This is a genomic window from Saccharopolyspora antimicrobica (assembly GCF_003635025.1).
Lineage (GTDB): Bacteria > Actinomycetota > Actinomycetes > Mycobacteriales > Pseudonocardiaceae > Saccharopolyspora > Saccharopolyspora antimicrobica.
Genome location: NZ_RBXX01000002.1, coordinates 1,887,077 through 1,902,488 on the forward strand (window position 1 = coordinate 1,887,077; position 15,412 = coordinate 1,902,488).

The following is a 15,412-nucleotide window of genomic DNA, read 5'->3' on the forward strand; positions in this document are numbered from 1 at the left end:
AGTCTATGTCGCGTTTGTTCAATACATCGGCCGCGCGCGGTGGTTGGCTGCGGTCATGTCCGAAGCACAACACCTGAACCGCGCGGCATCGGCCCTGGTCGAGATCGTCGAAGGCATCGAGCCCGGCCACCTCACCGCGCCGACCCCGTGCACCGAGTACGCGGTGCGCGACCTGCTGAACCACCTGCTGTTCTGGGGCCCATCCCTGGAAGGCGCGGCCCGCAAGGAAACGGTCTCGCCACCGGCCTCGGCCGAGTCCGAAGTGGACCTCGTCGTGGGCGACTGGAGGACGGCGGTCGTCGATCAGCTCAACCGCATGGCGCAGGTCTGGAGCGCTCCCGGCGCGTGGTCGGGCAGCACGCACATGGGCGGCCCGAACGAGATGCCTGCGGCCCTGGTCGGAAGCATGGTCACGATCGAACTCGTGGTGCACTCCTGGGACCTCGCGAAGGCGACCGGCCAGTCCCCGCGTCTCGACGAAGCTCTCCTCGACTTCACCTTCGGCGAGGCGGCGAAGATGGTGGAGCAGGGCCGCGCGCTGGGTGCCTTCGGTGCCGAGGTGGCGGTGCCGGACACCGCGCCACTGCTGGACCGGCTCGTCGCCCTGACCGGCCGGAACCCCGACTGGACGCCGTAGCCCGTTTCTGCAGGTGGGGGCCCGTGAGTGGTTTGTGATGCTATAGCAACACAAAACACTCACGGTAGTTGACCAGCGGAAACGGAGCTGGTGGCCGGGCTTGCACTTCGGTCGCCGCCACCTCCGCCCTTCGGCCAGCACCCGCCGACCGAAGTCCGATGCGCCCACTCCCCTCCCGTCCGTAGTTTCCGCGCCGGAACTCGGACGAGAGGGGAATCTCGGATGCAAGTCAGGAAGTGGCATCGCCTGGTGGCGCTGGCCGGACTGCTGACGGTCGCCGCCTGCTCGGCGCAGCCACCGGTCAACGCGCTGACCAGCTCAGACGGCACGGTGGTGCGGACCGAAGGCGGCACGCTGCGCGGCTCGGCGGCGATCCCGGCAACACCACCCTCGCCGGGCAGTCCTCGGGAGCGATGAGCACCTGTGCTCAGCTGACCTCGCCGCTCGCCGCCGGGCTGTTCGACAAGGCCGTGCTGCAGAGCGGTGGCTGCGACGTCAGCTGGCCCGACAACCTCGACTTCCGCGGGCAACCGGCGGGAGAGGTCTTCGTGCCGCTGCCGGAAGTCGAGGCGACCGGCCGCCGGACCGCCGCCGAGCTGGGCTGCACCGGCGCTGACGACGCGGCGCTGGAGTGCCTGCGCGCGCTGCCCGCCGAGGAGCTGGAGCCCGTGACGGGCCGGTTCGCCAACCCCGCCCACGGAACTCCGGTCCTGCCCGCCGAGCCCTCAAAAGCGCTGGCCGCGGGCGCTTTCCACCGGGTTCCGGTCCTCTCCGGCTCCACCCGCGACGAGGGAACCATGTCCGCGGCGAGCTACGACAACGGGAAACCGATCGGCGAGCAGACCTACGACGAGGTCCTCACCACCGCCTTCGGCCCGGACCGCCCGCGGGTCGAGGCCGCCTACCCGCGGTCGGCCTACGGTTCGGCGGCCGAGGCCTGCCTTTCGGAGCGGGGTGATCGACTACTGGACGGACTTCGCCCGCACCGGCGATCCCGGCTGGCCGAGGCTCCGCGCGGGCAACGCCCAGCAGCTCGCGCCCGACCGGATCGGGCCGGTCGATTTCGCCGCCGAGCACCACTGCGACTTCTGGACCCGCTAACAGCGCACGGCGGCTGGGACAACCCCAGCCGCCGTGCGTCACTTCCGGTCGAGGAGGACGAGCGGGATGGCCGCCGCGGCGAGCACGGCTCCGAACAAGCACACAGAGGTGAGCGAAGCGCCTTGGGCGAGCGTCGCTCCGGCCAGCACGGGCGTGATGCTGATCCCGAGCTGGAACGCCGACACGGTGGTGGCTCCGGCGAGGGTCGGCGCGTCGGAAGCGATCGCGAAAACACGCCCGTAGAGAGCCGGATTCAGCACGAACGCGGCGATTCCCAGCAGGAACACCAGCGGCACCACGGCCCAGGCATGCGGCATCGCGAGGGCAAGCACGACCGACAGCACCACGATCGCCGATGCCCCGGTGAGCAGCGCGAAGTGCGGTCGCCGATCGGAGATCCGCCCTCCTGCGGACAATCCCGCGAAGGCACCGACGCCGAACAGCGCGAGGACGGCTGGGATCCAGACCGCGGGCATGGCCGTGATGTCGGCGAGCATCGCCGCCAGGTAGTTGAACGTGATCATGTAGGCCGCGGTGGTCAGGATCGTGATCGCGTAGATCCGCCACAGCGCGGGCTTGCGCATCGTGGCGAGCTCCCGCGACACGCTCGGCGCCGGGCCTCCCCGGTCGACCGCGGGCAGACCGAGGACGCAGCCGATCATCCCGGCGGCGGTGAGCACCACGACGGCCCAGAAACCGCCGCGCCACTCGGTGAAGTGGCTGAGCAGGGTGCCCGCCGGGCCACCGGCGACCATCGCCACGCTGAGCCCGCTGACCACGACCCCGGAAGCCCGGGCGTTGCGGTCGGGGGTGACCAGGCCGATCGCGGTCACCGACGCCACCGCGAAGAAGCCCGCGTAGGCGATGCCCGCGATCGCCCTGCTGATCAGCAGGACTTCGTAGTCGCCGAGCAGGCCGATCGCGATGCTGGCGGCGAAGACGGCCTGGGTGACCACCAGCGCGGTGCGGCGCGGCCAGCGCAGGCTGAGCACGGCGAACGGCGGCCCGCCGATCACGACGCCCAGCGCGAACGCGGTGATCAGGAGCCCGGCCGAGGACAGCGAGACGCCCAGATCCCCCGCGACCGCCGGCAGCACACCGGCCAGCAGGAACTCCGCGCTCCCCATCGCGAACAGGCTGAAGCCCAGCAGGTACACGCCGACGGGCAACCGGTCGGAGGTCGTGGTTTCCGCTGCGGTGCTGACCATCAGTTCGCACCTCCCAGCTCCTGCTCCAGCAGCCAGGCCGACATGCCGATGGCAGCGGTCGTGCCCGCACCGGCGGAGGCGATGACCTGCGCGCGGGGGTTGACCACGTTCCCGGCCGCCCAGACCCCGGGAACATCCGTCGCGCCCTGCGGATCGACCGCGACGAACCCGCTCACCGGGTCCTTCGCCGCACCGAGCGCGGTCAGCACCGAGTCGTGCGGAACGGGGCGCGGCGCCACGAAGATCGCCTCGCACCCGACCGTCTCGCCGTTGTCGAGCTCGATCGCGACCGGCGTGTCAGCGCCTTCCACAACGCGCTTCACGCCCGCGTCGACCAGGCGCACGCCGTAATCCGTGAGCCGCTGCCGCTCGACGTCGCTGAGCTCGACGCCGTTGACGCAGAACGTCACCGACTTGCTGTAGCGGCGCAGCAGCGCGGCGAGGTGCTTCGACACCGCGCCCATCTCGCTGCCGATCAGGGCGATGTCCTGGCCCTTCACCTCGTAGCCGTGGCAGTGCGGGCAGTGGTGCACCTCGGACGCCCACCGCTCGGCCAGGCCCGGGATGTCCGGCAGCTCGTCGGTCAGCCCGGTCGCGACCAGCACCGCCCGGGTGCGCAGGGTACGACCGTCGCCGAGCTCCAGCTCGAACGTGCCGTCCGAAGCCCGCCGCGCACCGGCCACCGATGCCCGCACGAGCTCCCCGCCGTACTTGGCCAGCTCGCTCCGGCCGGTCGCGAGGAACTCCCGCGGCGCCATCCCGTCCCTGGTCAGGTACCCGTGCATGTGCTCAGCGGGGCCGTTCCGGGGCGCACCGCCGTCCACCACCAAGGTCGCGTACTGCGCCCTGGCGAGCACCACTCCGGCCGACAACCCGGCCGCGCCACCTCCGACGATGACCGCGTCCCACTTCACTGCGTCCACTCGGACCACCTCCACGAACAGCATCGGGAGGACGACCCGGTATCGGCAAAGAACGTTGCCGTTTCCGGGACGGATTGGTTTGCTGGTACCTGTGAACGAGCAACCGACCGTCGATGCCGCGATCGAGCAGATCGCTCCCCGCCTGCGCAAAGCCCGCGACAAGAAGGGCGTCAGCCTGGCCGAGCTCGCCCGCAGCACCGGCATCTCGACCAGCACCCTGTCCCGGCTGGAATCCGGCCAGCGCAAGCCGAGCCTCGAACTCCTGCTGCCGATCACGGCGGCGCTCGGCATCCCCTTCGACGAGATCGTCTCCGCGCCCCGGATCGTCGACCCGCGCGTTCCGCAGCAGCCCACCGAATCCGGCGGCCGGGTCCTGATCCCGCTGTCCCGCCACCAGTCGGAACCGCGCGCGTACAAGATGACCATCCCGGCGCACGACGAAGAGCCCCACTTGCGCACGCACGCGGGCTACGAATGGCTCTACGTCCTCCGAGGCCAGCTGCGCGTGCGCCTCGGCGACCACGACTTCGTGATGGGAGCGGGCGAGGCGGCGGAGTTCGACTGCCAGATCCCGCACTGGTTCGGCGCCGCCGGACGCGGCAGCGTCGAAGTCCTCAGCCTCTTCGGCAAGCAGGGCGAGCGCATCCACCTCCGCACCACGCGGCGCTGATGGCCAGGTCTCCCTTGGAAGTTCCGTCGTCCAGGCCCGTGAGTGTTTTGTGTTGCTATAGCCTCACAAAGTACTCACGGGCCTCTACCTGCGAAAACTAGAACTCCAGCGCCGTCTGCACACCCGACGCGTTGCGCCGCTCGAAGTCCAGCAGGCCCCGCTTGCGCTCGACACCGCCGCCGTAACCGGTGAGGTCGCCGTTGGAGCCGACGACGCGGTGGCACGGCACGATGATGCTGATCGGGTTCTTGCCATTGGCGAGCCCGACGGCGCGCGAGGCGGTGGGCCGTCCGATCAGCTCGGCCAGCTCGCCGTAGGAAACCGTTTCGCCGTAAGGGATCTCGCACAACGCCGCCCACACGACACGCTGGAACGGGGTGCCGACGAGCTCCAGCGGCAGGTCGAAATCGGTGAGCCGCCCGGCGAAGTACTCGCCCAGCTGCTCGACCACCGGCCCGAACGCCGTGTCGTCGCGCTCCCCGAAGGACTCCTCCGGCGGCCGGTGCCGCTGACGCTCCATGTAGACGCCGGTCAGCGCTCCCCCGACCCCGACCAGGGTCAGCGGGCCGACGGGGCTGTCGATGACGGTCTTCACCGGGTGCACTGGAACATCCTCTCGCCACCGGGAACCGGGCGTTCATCGGTCCCCTGTCACGCCAGCATCACCCCTCGGCCGGGAGCGGTGCTGGCGGAAATCGGACATCACCAGAACCGCCGGCCTCCCTGAACACCCCCAGGTAGATCAGGGGAGGCCACGCGCCTCAGCCGCGAGTCGCGAACCAGTCGGCCACCTGCGGAATCGCCGCGAACGCGGTGCCGTTGTGGTCCAGCGGACCGGCGTTGACGAGCTCGGCACCCAAAGCTTCCTGGCAGCGCTCCGAGTTCGCGAACGGCACGTCGACGTCCTCGGTGCCGTGGTAGAGCCGGACCGGAACCTCCGGCGCCCATCGCGCGCACAGCCCGTCGTTCGCCCCGAAAGCTTCGGCGAACTTCCCGGTGGGGTGCAGCAGCTTCTGGAGCATCTCGGGCCGCAGCAGCTCCTGCGGCGTCGCCGGCAGTCCCTGCAGGATCTCCGGGTACGAGTGCGTGCCGTCGAACAGCGCCTCCACGGTCTGGTCGTAGGGCGCCTGGAACGCCTCGCTGGGCGAGTCGTACAGGTGGTAGGCCCGGTTCCACGAGGTCACGACGTACCCGAGGTACAGCACGGCCGAGCGCGGATCGACCCGCCCGTCCAGCACACCGGGCAGTTCGGTCCCGGCGATGTCGTGCGGCCCGGCCACCGCGCCGACCGCCCGGAGCTCCGACTCCGGGTCGTCCTGCAGGGCCTTCCCCAGCAGCACCGATGCATGAGCGCCCTGCGAGAACCCGGCGACGTTGACGCCCCCGTCCAGCTCCTTGCCCGCCCGCTCGGCAACCTCCCGCGTCGCCCGCAAGCTGTCCAAAGAGGACTTGGCCGTCGGCTCGGCGAGCATGTACTCGGGCTGCCCGAGGCTCAGCCCCAACCCGGCGTAGTCGGGAGCGGTGGCGGCCTGCCCGGTACCGGCGAAGAGCAGGACCGCGGCACGGTCCGGGCTGTCCGCGAGCGAAGCGGCCGTGCTGCGCGACGGGTTGGTGCCGTGCAGGTACACGGTGAGCGGCAGTTCCTCGTCGGAGCGCGGGAAGGCGGCGACACCGCTGGCCACCGTCGGCTCACCAGCGAAGTCGGTGGTCCGGTAGAGGTACCGGTAGGCATCGACGCCGTACCGGATGTCGGCCGGCGCGAACCCCTGCTGCGCCAGGTGCGCGGTGAGCCCGGCGGCATCCATCGAGACCAGCGGCTCGAAGGCCACCAGTTCACCGCCGACGGGAGCGGCGACGGATTCCTGCGCGCAGGACGTGAGAGCTGCGGTCAGCACGACCGCGGTGGTGGCGACGAGAGCTCGTTTCCTCATGGCGCTGAATGCTGGCCGCCGAGCCGCTGTCCCGGCGTCGGGCGAAGGATCATTCCCGGATCGACCGCGGTCTAGGACGGGATCGACTTTGGTCTGATTCCGGCTGCCGCAGCCCGCCCTACCCTGGCCCAGGTGCAGATACGCATCGCCCCCGCGATCGTCGTCGTCCTGCTGGTCACTGTGCAGGTCTTCGGCAAGACCCAAGCGGACATCGGCTCAAGCGAGCTGGCCGTGGACATCGCCGTGGGAGTGCTCGCCTGCGTACTCGCACTCGGCGTCTGGCGGTGGCCGATCCCGACCGCACTCGGCTTGGCGGGGCTCGCGACACTGGCGATCACCGCGACCCCGGCAGCGACGATGGCGACGGCAGTCGTGGCGTGCAAGCACCGCATCGGCACCGCATCGTGGGTCGCGCTGGCGGGCGTCGCCGGCCACGCGGTCCTCGGCCTGTGGCGACCGATGCCCGGCCTCCCCTACAGCTGGTGGCTGGTCCTCGACGTGATCACGCACGCGGCACTCGTCGGCTGGGGCTCGCTGATCAAGGCGAGGCTGGAGCTGATCAACTCGCTCAAGGAGCGCGCCCGCCGAGCCGAAGCCGAACAGGGCAGGCGCATCGCGGAAGCCCGAGCGGCGGAGCGCACGGCCCTGGCGAGGGAGATGCACGACGTCCTCGCCCACCGCCTGTCCCTGGTCGCGACCTACTCGGGAGCGCTCGAATACCGCCAGGACGCGAACCCGGCCCAGCTCGCGAAGGCGGCCGGGGTGATCCGCGACGGAGTCCACCAAGCCCTGGACGAACTCCGCGAAGTGATCACCGTGCTCCGCGACGACACCGCACAACGCCCCCACCTCGGCATCGACGACCTCCCCGCCCTGATCGCGGAAACCCGGGAAACCGGCACCGACGTCGACTTCTCCAACAGCACGACCGCAGCCCCACCTCCACCGACCGGCCGCACGACCTACCGGATCATCCAGGAAGGCCTGACCAACGCCCGCAAGCACGCGCCTGGCCAACCGGTGCGCATCACCCTGACCGGTGCCCCGGGAGATTCGCTGCGCGTCTCCCTCAGCAACCCGGCACCTGACGTCGACGCCGCGATCCCAGGCACCGGAACCGGCCTGGTCGGTCTGACCGAACGAGTACGCCTGACCGGAGGGCACCTGGACCACGAATTGACCGCAACAGGTGAATTCGTGCTCCAAGCCTCGCTACCGTGGCCCACGTGATCCGAGTCCTGATCGTCGACGACGACCCCCTGGTCCGAGCGGGCCTGACCCTGATGATCGACGGAGCGGGCGGCATCACGGTGGTCGGAGAAGCCCCGGACGGCGAAACGGCGATAACGGCGACGAACGCCCACAACCCGGACGTGGTCCTGATGGACGTCAGAATGCCGGGCATCGGAGGCCTGGCTGCCACCAAAGCCCTCCGAACCCGCAAGACCCCACCGGAGATCGTGGTCCTGACGACCTTCGACGCGGACGAGATCATCGTCGACGCCCTCCAAGCAGGAGCCAGCGGCTTCCTCCTGAAGGACACCCCACCCCCGGAGATAGTCGAGGCGATCCGAAAGGTAGCGGCAGGAGACCCGATCCTCTCCCCCACGGTGACCCGAAAGCTGATGACCAAGGTAACGACCGGAGCAACCCGCTACGAAAAAGCCCGAACGGCCTTCGCAACCCTGAGCGACCGAGAACACGAGGTAGCCCTAGCCGTGGCGAACGGCAAGACGAACGCGGAGATAGCGGCCGACCTCCTGATGAGCGTAGCCACGGTAAAAGCCCACGTCTCCCACACCCTGACAAAGCTAGGCCTCACCAATCGAACCCAGATAGCCCTACTCGCCCACGAAGCCGACCTGGTCTAGCTGGGTCCCGCTGCTGGCGAAGCCGGTTCAGTGCTCAGACGGCATCCCACGCGTAGCGAAGTTCGTAGGACTCACCGGGCATCACCATGTCGTTGACCTCGACCACCCGGTCACCGCTCCACGTGCGCCGCCGCACGACCAGCACCGGCCCGCCGCCAAGTCCGAAGATCTGTCGTTCATTCGCGTCCGGCATACGAGCACTAACGATCTCCTCATGCCCGGTGATCTCAAAGCCCTGCTCCTCCAGCCGAGCAAGCACACCACCAGGCCCGGTCTCGACCTCTTCAAGCGCGGTGCCCCTGGTGATCTCACGCGGCAACCGAGACACCGCCAGCATCACCGGCTCACCGTCCGCCCGCATGACCCGATCACGAACGCACAGCTCGGACCCCTCTTCAATGCCAAAGAGCTCCGCAAAATCCTGCGCAGGCTCGAACCACACCTTGACCGACGACGACGGAGTGAACCCCTGCGCGTCCGCTTCGGCCAGGAAAGCGGCCTTGTTCGCATCCCGCCGAGCCTTGGAGAGGCGTTCGCGAGAGTCCAACCGACGAACGACCTTCGGCGGAGCGACGAACACGCCCACACCGTGACGCATCTGCACCAGGCCAGCGTCACGAAGCTCTTTCAGTGCTTGCCGCACCGTGGTCCGGGACGCATCGAACCGCTCCTGCAACGCCTGCTCGGTCGGCAACTGATCCCCGACCGACAACTCGCCACGGTCGATCTGCCCCCGCAGCGTCGCCGCGATCTCCTGGTACTTCGCCGCAGCGGACATCGGAACACCTCGCATAGACGTCTGAGACCTCACGAACGAGTGTCCCACCTTGCCCGAACCTCGCACCCGCCGCTATGTTCCCCAGTTGTATGAGACGACTGATACGACTAGGACGTACCATGCATACGCTGCTGCAGAGATGGATGAAACAGCAACGGAAACGCCGAGCGCACCGTGAGCTGACAAAACGCCGGAAACGGGTGCATCTATGAGTCGCCCCGATCTCGAAGCCCACACGAGAGACACACCCGCAGCCGGCCGGTGAACCAGCGCGAATCTCAGACCGCTACGCGGTCATGCACCAGCACGCAACCAACGCTGAGGCCCTGATCATCCACAGCAGAGGCCACGGCTGAAGGAGTCGAGATGTCGGGTTACTTGAAGTACGTGTGGCGGCCGGTCACGGGAGGCCGCCACGCTTTCCCCATCGCAGCAAAGAAAACCCCACCCGACGAGCAGGTCCAGGCCTACTGCGGAGCCAAGGCCCCCGCTTCCGAGCTGCACGACCGGTCCGAAGTGGACTGGGTCCGTGAACGCTCCTGCATGAAGTGCTGGCGCCACCTCGCCGACAAGGGCTCCTGACGCCGCGGGGCCGAATACGGATCTCGCGCGAAATCGCGCCACACCCCACCACGGAAGGCCACCCCGCCATGTTCTGGATCCAGCTCAGCACCTTCGTACTGTTCAACATCCTCCTGATCGCCCTGATCACCACCCAGCTCCCGTTCGGAGACCTGAGATTCGCAACAGGCCAACACGCCGGAACAGGAGACGGCGAATACACCGTGTGGCACCTCATCGCCGACATCGAAGCCGAACGCCACCACAACACCACCGACACCGGCACTCATGCGCACCACCGCGAACAACCACCCATAACGCTCGAACCACCAGCGCAACCCGAAACCGGCCCCGAACCGCACTTCCCCGAGCTCGACCCCGACGACCAGCCCACCGGACGCCACCACCTCCGCCGGTAGACCCCGAAGCCGGGTCGGTGCGGCACGAGATCCCCCGGCCACCGCTGCACCGGCCCACCCAGGTGGCCGGGCGCGAACCCCTCCCCGCGCCCGGCCACCACCCGAATTCAAGGGAGGGGCGCATCGCTAGCGCTGACGCATAAAAAGGGGATCTTGCCGAGCAGCCATACATCTGCTGGCACCGCCCCCGGATCAGCCACCACGGCTCACACGTGCTGACAGTAGAACCCTCAGCAGGGGCTACCCTCCCTACTATGCCTGACTCTGCCGCCGACTGGACCGCGCCAAGCGGCTCGTGGGCGTCCTCTGCTGGGCGCCGCCGGAACATGCAAGCGATCCGCAATCGCGACACAGAACCGGAGCGGCTAATCAGACGGCTCGTACATGCGCGCGGGCTGCGCTACCGACTTTGCGCTCGCCCTCTGCCGGGTCTAAGGCGCACCGCGGACATGGTGTTCAGACCGACAAAGATCGCCGTCTTTATCGACGGCTGCTACTGGCACGGTTGTCCTGAGCACTACAAGGCGCCCCGTACGAACCCCGGGTACTGGTCCGACAAGGTCGCGCGCAACATCGCACGCGACCGCGACACAGATAAACAGCTCACTGAATCCGGGTGGCTCGTCCTACGGTTCTGGGAGCACGAATCCGCCGAGGAATGTGTGCACAAAATCGTGGGCGCAGTGCACTCACGCAGGAACAGCCTCAAAGCCCGTTGAGTCAAACATATCAAGCTGAATGTCCGGCAATTCCTCAGCAGGCAAGCTGTCTTCCATCACGTAATTCCGCAAGACTTCATCCTGCTGTTCGGGGCGCAACGCCGCCCGAATAGCCCGGCCCACCGCTTCAGCAACGGGCGGCGGAAAAGCGTTCCCAACTTGACGATAACGGGCAGTTTTACGGCCGGAGAATTCCCAGCTATCCGGAAACCCCTGGATGATCGCAGCCTGCTTGACTGTCAACATTGGGCCTGCCTCCCGGAACAGGTCCCGTTCCGGGTCACACTTCCCATCATCAGGGTCGTTCGCGACACCCATCGCGTCGATACCCAGCTCAGCCCAGGCACGCTTCGCCCGCGTCGGGCCGAGGTCAGCCCCGCCATGCTTCTTGGATCCCCCTACGAGAGTAGGCGCGACGGCGTGCCTATTTGCCTCGCTCCCAGCTTTCTTCACCCACTCCCTGAAAACCCTCTTACCTTCCTTGCCGTGCTTGTAGCAACGGTCCTTCATCGAATCGAACAGGGCATCATAAACACCCCGATTGCCATCCTTGATCCGATAAACTGGCCAAATAAAACTATGGCCGCGCTCGACCAAGTCTTTCCGAATCGCTACGAGAATCGCGCGCGGACGAAGCTGCGGAACACCGAAATCCTTCGCCTCCATGATTCTCCATGTGCGCGAAATATCGCCCTCAACTGCAGCCACGTGATACTGCGCGCTGAGACGCTTCAAGATCGACGTTCGATAAGCGGAGAACTTCGGGCTCCCCAGCAGGCCACGCACGTTCTCGATCATCACAGCACGTGGAAAAAGTTCGTCAACCAAATCCAGCATAGCCGGGAAGAGATCTCGGTCGTCCTCCTCCCCCAATTGTTTACCCGCAATGGAAAAAGGAGGGCATGGCACGCCGCCAGCCAATAAATCCAGCTCGCCGCGCTTAATATTAAGCCTTGTGCACACGCCGCCGTTCACGAATTTTTTTAGATCCTCTTCAAGGATCCATTCCTCATCCATGTCAAGCTGATCCGCATTTTTGCGGAGCGTTGCGACCGCGTCCGGATCGATTTCCAGGAGTGCCTTGTGCTTGAAGCCCGCATCGTGCAAGCCGATGGCCTGGCCTCCAGCCCCCGCACAGATCTCCACTGAGGTCAGTGGACCACCACTGCCGACGCTGGCACCCACCGGCACTCCTTCAGTCTCACGCAAACGACGCCCAAGTGTCGCAGATGGCGCAACCCCGCCAACCACGAGCTGAGATCAGGTTACGGAGCCGACTGACAGTGCACGCCGGCCCCGTCCCCGAGCCGACGTCTGCGGCTAGCTCCCCATGTGCCGAAGCAGCGCCCGAACGTCGCTGGCGTCGAGCCCGCCGGCGACCGAAGGCTCTTCCTGAAGATCAGACAGCTGCTGAACCGAGGGGTCGTCGAGGACCTTGCCCATGAACTCAAGTTTCTGCGTTAGACGCTCGTCCACTGTGATGTCGATCGAGTCCCGGGCGGCCAGCACCGTGACCCGCGTCTCCGTGTTCGGGTCGAGCCCAAGGCGGTGGATACGGTCAAGGCTCTGCAAGAAGCGGCCAGCCATGAAGTCCCGGTCAACGTACACAGCGTCGTGGCAGACCTGGTGCAGCGAGATGCCCTCCCCGAGCGTGGCTGGATTAGACAGCAGAACCATGCAGTTCGGGTCATGCCGGAAGCGCTGCAGCTCCGCCTCCCGGTCCGGCGTACCGCCGTACACGACTGCCGGCCGGAACTTCTCCAGCAACTTCTCCAACGTGGTCAGGCTGCGGACAAACGTCGTCCACACCAACGTCTTGCGGCCTTTCGCCGCGTTGTCAGCGACGATGGCGACGGCTTCCTTGTACTTGGGCGACAACTCGTAACTCGGAAGCTTCTGCAGCAGCTCGAACAGAGAGGCGTTCCGCGGAACCTCCAGCGGCTCCAGCTGGTACGAGAGCGGCTCGTACTTGGTCGCACCTTCCAGCAGCAGGGCGGGACTCGTAGCCGCCATCAGCAGCCGGAGCGCCGTCTTTCCCAGCGAGCGGAGATCATCACGTTGCGTAGTCTCCGACAGTCCTCCCACCAGCGAGGAATAGATCTCGTGGTGCAACGGCGGCATATCCACGTACCGGACCTTGGAGTCCACCATGGGCAGGCCTAGCTCCTGCTTCGTCGTCCTGGTAAACAACGGGCGCAAGACGCTGCTGGCATACGCAAGATCACCTCCACCCACTGCAGTAGCCACAGTGCGATGCCCGTACCCAGGCCACACGAAGCCCATCAGACTCTCTAGGTCCTTAGCACCGTTTGGCGCCGGCGTACCGGTGAGAATCAGCCGACGCCGTGCAAGTGGGCCAAGCGCCATGCAAGCCGCACCGTATGTCCCTCTACTGCCGAGCTTCATGCGATGAGCCTCATCGAGGATGATCATCGAAGGCTCCGACTGGAGCCAACCGGCTAGCGCAGCAATCGAACGATCAAGCCGCTCGTAGTTGACGATCAGAACCTCGGCCCACCCATCAGCCACGCGTTCGAAGATCTGGGTTCGCAGTGGATGTCGAAAGCATGCCCCCGTTTCGAATTGCCATGCCTCATAAGCAGATTTGGGGCATACGACGAGCAGTCGACGAACCTTCCCGGCGTTACGTTGAGCGGCGTAAACCGCCAACGCAACGCGGGTCTTGCCGGCACCAGGTACGCTGAAGTTCGCGCCATGGTGCAGGGAAAGCAGCTTGGCAACATCCCTCAGCTGGAACGTCCGGAGATCACCAATCCAGTCATCGCCAAGTGCTGCAAGAACTTCAGCCGATCCAAGCTCTTCAACGGCTCTGGTGGGATTCAGCCGTGACTTGACAGTGGCGGCATCTTGCAGATTTCCCCGCACAAGCTCAGCAAGCTCCGGCTCCCACTCCACACCAGTGTGATCTGGCCAGCCGTTGATCAGCTTTAGCCGACCAAGCAGGTCGTCCAGATCGATACTGATGGCCAGCGAGCCAAGCTGTACCCAGCTCGGGAACCGCGCCGCCAGCTGAACAAGTTCATCACGGAATTGTGCGCTAGCTCTCAAAACGACCCGCGCGCGAGTCTCGTCGAACCCAAGTTGAAGTGACGTAGTAGCCCCTTCTCCGGTCATACGGTCCTCTCATCGGAAACCGCACTGATCAACCAAGAAAGCCCTTCGCCAGGGTGCGCCATTCCACGTCCCGCCTGACGCGCAAGTCGACGAAGACTCTCTTTCAGATTCACAATAGCTTCATCGAATTCATCTTCATCAAGAGCACGTGCAGCGCGCGCTTGCGAAAGTTCCGCAACACATTGGTCGATGCTCCCGGAAGCGTCCCGAAGGCGCTCCGGCGCCTGCTGCTTCCGCTTGCGCAGCCGAAAGTCACGGCCCGCTTGATCAATAGCTCTATCAAAAGCTTCTCTAACCTCAGAGAGCTTATCCCCAGCCTCTTCCTTCTCTCCAGCCGAGATCTCAGCACTTGCCTTCAACCCGGCTTTAGCCCTCAAAACTTCGTCATTGATCTTGCGCGCGACCGCCAACGCATTTGTTTCGCCCGGAAGGGATACCCCCAACCCCGGGACAGCCAGCTCCTCATCGTCATCATGCGCAGTGGAAAACTCTTCCGGAAGCCACTTGGCCAGATATTCTTCATGAAAGGCCCCGTCCCCGATGTGCCGAATATCCGTCTTCGAGAATCCAAGAGTAATGGCAGCGAATCGGAGCTCCTTGAGCACATCGGCCCGGTCAGGATCGACGGACTGAGCTTTCAGCCAGGCACGGTGCAACTCCTTGAGCTTCTCCTGATGATCTTCGAAGTCGATCAGCCTTAGGCTCGGCCCCTCGCTTTTCTGACTGCGAGAAATCTGATCCCGGATCTCACCAAGGATCCATCTCTCCTGCTCGACAGTCTTTGGCCAGACGTGGAATTCTTTAGCGATAGCCTCCTTGCTCTTGCCAAGAGCAGCCTGCTCCTCCATCGCTAGCAACCTGTTGATGTAGGAGTAGTCACGCCTGCGATCGTTGCGGAGCTGCAGGGAGAGCTCAACAGCGTTGATATCTGCCCAGGTGAACGACTCTGGAAGAACACCAACGCGCATAGATGACTGGCGGCCGATCTCACGCAGCGCAGCTGCACGAGTATTGCCGTTCACAAGGATACCTTGGTAAGTTACAAGACCAGGATCTGTTTGATTGAAATCTTCGAGGCTCCTCTTGAGCGCGTCAAAGTCCGGATCCCTGCGGCTCGGATCCGCCGGCTCAGCTTGGAGCAAATAAGCCAAGTACTCCTGACTCTCCGCACTGAACGGATCCTCGGTAAGGACCCGATCCCTGGCAGGATCGTAGCTGCGCTGCGCACGAATCCGGTGTGTCGCGGGGTTGAAGTAAAGGACGCTGAGCGGAAGATCGATAACTTCAACGTGTAGTGGCTGCTGATTCCACTCAACCGTCACTGTCTCCCGGGTACCGCTGGAAGCGGCAGCTTCCGCAAGCCGCTTCCTGATCAGCTCGCCGGTCTCTTCCGCCCTAGGCGGCAGCGGGAACTCCCGCACCATACTCACTCCATCCCTTGAACTTTCGCAGCTGACCG

General features: G+C 65.8%; 16 protein-coding genes and 1 pseudogene. 9 read left to right on the plus strand and 8 right to left on the minus strand.

Annotated features, from left to right (window positions below; genetic code table 11):
• Positions 1 to 55 precede the first annotated feature (55 nt).
• The 3 genes and pseudogenes from ATL45_RS09350 to ATL45_RS38355 all read left to right on the plus strand — a co-directional run bounded on the left by ATL45_RS09350 (position 56) and on the right by ATL45_RS38355 (position 1,738).
• Complete coding sequence (locus tag ATL45_RS09350; protein WP_093155861.1) at positions 56 to 637, plus strand: TIGR03086 family metal-binding protein; 582 nt, start codon at positions 56 to 58, stop codon at positions 635 to 637.
• Positions 638 to 873: 236 nt separating this feature from the next.
• A pseudogene (locus ATL45_RS40220) lies at positions 874 to 1,443 on the plus strand (carboxylesterase family protein); the annotation flags it as partial.
• Positions 1,444 to 1,591: 148 nt separating this feature from the next.
• Positions 1,592 to 1,738 carry a carboxylesterase family protein gene (locus ATL45_RS38355; RefSeq protein WP_143121701.1) on the plus strand — a complete coding sequence of 49 codons (147 nt, stop codon included), beginning with the start codon at positions 1,592 to 1,594 and terminating at the stop codon, positions 1,736 to 1,738.
• 38 nt (positions 1,739 to 1,776) lie between these two features.
• On the opposite strand, the gene ATL45_RS09360 is transcribed toward ATL45_RS38355, so the two are convergent.
• On the minus strand, positions 1,777 to 2,946 hold the full coding sequence (locus tag ATL45_RS09360) for an MFS transporter (protein ID WP_093155863.1): 1,170 nt from the start codon (positions 2,944 to 2,946) through the stop codon (positions 1,777 to 1,779).
• Positions 2,946 to 3,869 (minus strand): NAD(P)/FAD-dependent oxidoreductase, encoded by a 924-nt coding sequence (locus ATL45_RS09365; RefSeq protein ID WP_093156024.1) that lies wholly within the window; start codon positions 3,867 to 3,869, stop codon positions 2,946 to 2,948. The genes ATL45_RS09360 and ATL45_RS09365 overlap by 1 nt, the downstream gene beginning before the upstream one ends.
• Before the next feature lie 91 nt (positions 3,870 to 3,960).
• Here ATL45_RS09365 and ATL45_RS09370 point away from each other — a divergent pair, with 91 nt between their 5' ends.
• Positions 3,961 to 4,539, plus strand: coding sequence for a helix-turn-helix domain-containing protein (locus tag ATL45_RS09370; protein WP_093155864.1), 579 nt, complete (start codon positions 3,961 to 3,963; stop codon positions 4,537 to 4,539).
• A gap of 97 nt (positions 4,540 to 4,636) precedes the next feature.
• Here ATL45_RS09370 and ATL45_RS09375 read toward each other — a convergent pair whose 3' ends face one another.
• The gene (locus ATL45_RS09375) at positions 4,637 to 5,143 is read right to left on the minus strand and encodes a methylated-DNA--[protein]-cysteine S-methyltransferase (protein WP_093155866.1); all 507 of its coding nucleotides are present in this window, start codon (positions 5,141 to 5,143) and stop codon (positions 4,637 to 4,639) included.
• A gap of 157 nt (positions 5,144 to 5,300) precedes the next feature.
• The gene (locus ATL45_RS09380) at positions 5,301 to 6,470 is read right to left on the minus strand and encodes a lipase family protein (RefSeq protein ID WP_093155867.1); all 1,170 of its coding nucleotides are present in this window, start codon (positions 6,468 to 6,470) and stop codon (positions 5,301 to 5,303) included.
• A gap of 132 nt (positions 6,471 to 6,602) precedes the next feature.
• On the opposite strand from ATL45_RS09380, the gene ATL45_RS09385 reads away from it, so the two are divergent.
• Positions 6,603 to 7,700, plus strand: a complete 1,098-nt coding sequence (locus tag ATL45_RS09385; RefSeq protein ID WP_093155869.1) for a sensor histidine kinase — start codon at positions 6,603 to 6,605, stop codon at positions 7,698 to 7,700.
• The gene (locus tag ATL45_RS09390; RefSeq protein ID WP_439332444.1) at positions 7,697 to 8,341 is read left to right on the plus strand and encodes a response regulator; all 645 of its coding nucleotides are present in this window, start codon (positions 7,697 to 7,699) and stop codon (positions 8,339 to 8,341) included. The genes ATL45_RS09385 and ATL45_RS09390 overlap by 4 nt, the downstream gene beginning before the upstream one ends.
• Positions 8,342 to 8,375: 34 nt before the next feature.
• Here ATL45_RS09390 and ATL45_RS09395 read toward each other — a convergent pair whose 3' ends face one another.
• On the minus strand, positions 8,376 to 9,119 hold the full coding sequence (locus tag ATL45_RS09395) for a GntR family transcriptional regulator (RefSeq protein ID WP_246025248.1): 744 nt from the start codon (positions 9,117 to 9,119) through the stop codon (positions 8,376 to 8,378).
• A gap of 366 nt (positions 9,120 to 9,485) precedes the next feature.
• Here ATL45_RS09395 and ATL45_RS09400 point away from each other — a divergent pair, with 366 nt between their 5' ends.
• The 3 genes from ATL45_RS09400 to ATL45_RS09410 all read left to right on the plus strand — a co-directional run bounded on the left by ATL45_RS09400 (position 9,486) and on the right by ATL45_RS09410 (position 10,818).
• The gene (locus tag ATL45_RS09400; protein WP_093155873.1) at positions 9,486 to 9,701 is read left to right on the plus strand and encodes an HC3 family zinc finger protein; all 216 of its coding nucleotides are present in this window, start codon (positions 9,486 to 9,488) and stop codon (positions 9,699 to 9,701) included.
• Between the two features lie 68 nt (positions 9,702 to 9,769).
• The gene (locus ATL45_RS09405; RefSeq protein ID WP_093155874.1) at positions 9,770 to 10,099 is read left to right on the plus strand and encodes a hypothetical protein; all 330 of its coding nucleotides are present in this window, start codon (positions 9,770 to 9,772) and stop codon (positions 10,097 to 10,099) included.
• 254 nt (positions 10,100 to 10,353) lie between these two features.
• The gene (locus ATL45_RS09410; protein WP_093155875.1) at positions 10,354 to 10,818 is read left to right on the plus strand and encodes a very short patch repair endonuclease; all 465 of its coding nucleotides are present in this window, start codon (positions 10,354 to 10,356) and stop codon (positions 10,816 to 10,818) included.
• On the opposite strand, the gene ATL45_RS09415 is transcribed toward ATL45_RS09410, so the two are convergent.
• From ATL45_RS09415 to ATL45_RS09425, 3 genes are all read right to left on the minus strand, one after another.
• Positions 10,789 to 12,003, minus strand: a complete 1,215-nt coding sequence (locus ATL45_RS09415) for a DNA cytosine methyltransferase (RefSeq protein WP_218150542.1) — start codon at positions 12,001 to 12,003, stop codon at positions 10,789 to 10,791. The genes ATL45_RS09410 and ATL45_RS09415 overlap by 30 nt on opposite strands.
• 135 nt (positions 12,004 to 12,138) lie before the next feature.
• Positions 12,139 to 13,953: a DEAD/DEAH box helicase gene (locus tag ATL45_RS09420; protein ID WP_093155878.1), complete on the minus strand. Its 1,815-nt coding sequence runs from the start codon at positions 13,951 to 13,953 to the stop codon at positions 12,139 to 12,141.
• Positions 13,950 to 15,377: a ParB N-terminal domain-containing protein gene (locus ATL45_RS09425; protein ID WP_093155880.1), complete on the minus strand. Its 1,428-nt coding sequence runs from the start codon at positions 15,375 to 15,377 to the stop codon at positions 13,950 to 13,952. The genes ATL45_RS09420 and ATL45_RS09425 overlap by 4 nt, the downstream gene beginning before the upstream one ends.
• Positions 15,378 to 15,412: the final 35 nt, after the last annotated feature.

What these genes read in the sequence shown, in the direction of transcription:
- ATL45_RS09395 (WP_246025248.1), bottom strand. Translation starts at nt 9,119, where the DNA reads ATGTCCGCTGCGGCGAAGTACCAGGAGATCGCGGCGACGCTGCGGGGG.
- ATL45_RS09420 (WP_093155878.1), bottom strand. Translation starts at nt 13,953, where the DNA reads ATGACCGGAGAAGGGGCTACTACGTCACTTCAACTTGGGTTCGACGAG.
- ATL45_RS09410 (WP_093155875.1), top strand. Translation starts at nt 10,354, where the DNA reads ATGCCTGACTCTGCCGCCGACTGGACCGCGCCAAGCGGCTCGTGGGCG.
- ATL45_RS09360 (WP_093155863.1), bottom strand. Translation starts at nt 2,946, where the DNA reads ATGGTCAGCACCGCAGCGGAAACCACGACCTCCGACCGGTTGCCCGTC.
- ATL45_RS09425 (WP_093155880.1), bottom strand. Translation starts at nt 15,377, where the DNA reads ATGGTGCGGGAGTTCCCGCTGCCGCCTAGGGCGGAAGAGACCGGCGAG.
- ATL45_RS09380 (WP_093155867.1), bottom strand. Translation starts at nt 6,470, where the DNA reads ATGAGGAAACGAGCTCTCGTCGCCACCACCGCGGTCGTGCTGACCGCA.
- ATL45_RS09400 (WP_093155873.1), top strand. Translation starts at nt 9,486, where the DNA reads ATGTCGGGTTACTTGAAGTACGTGTGGCGGCCGGTCACGGGAGGCCGC.
- ATL45_RS09405 (WP_093155874.1), top strand. Translation starts at nt 9,770, where the DNA reads ATGTTCTGGATCCAGCTCAGCACCTTCGTACTGTTCAACATCCTCCTG.
- ATL45_RS09350 (WP_093155861.1), top strand. Translation starts at nt 56, where the DNA reads ATGTCCGAAGCACAACACCTGAACCGCGCGGCATCGGCCCTGGTCGAG.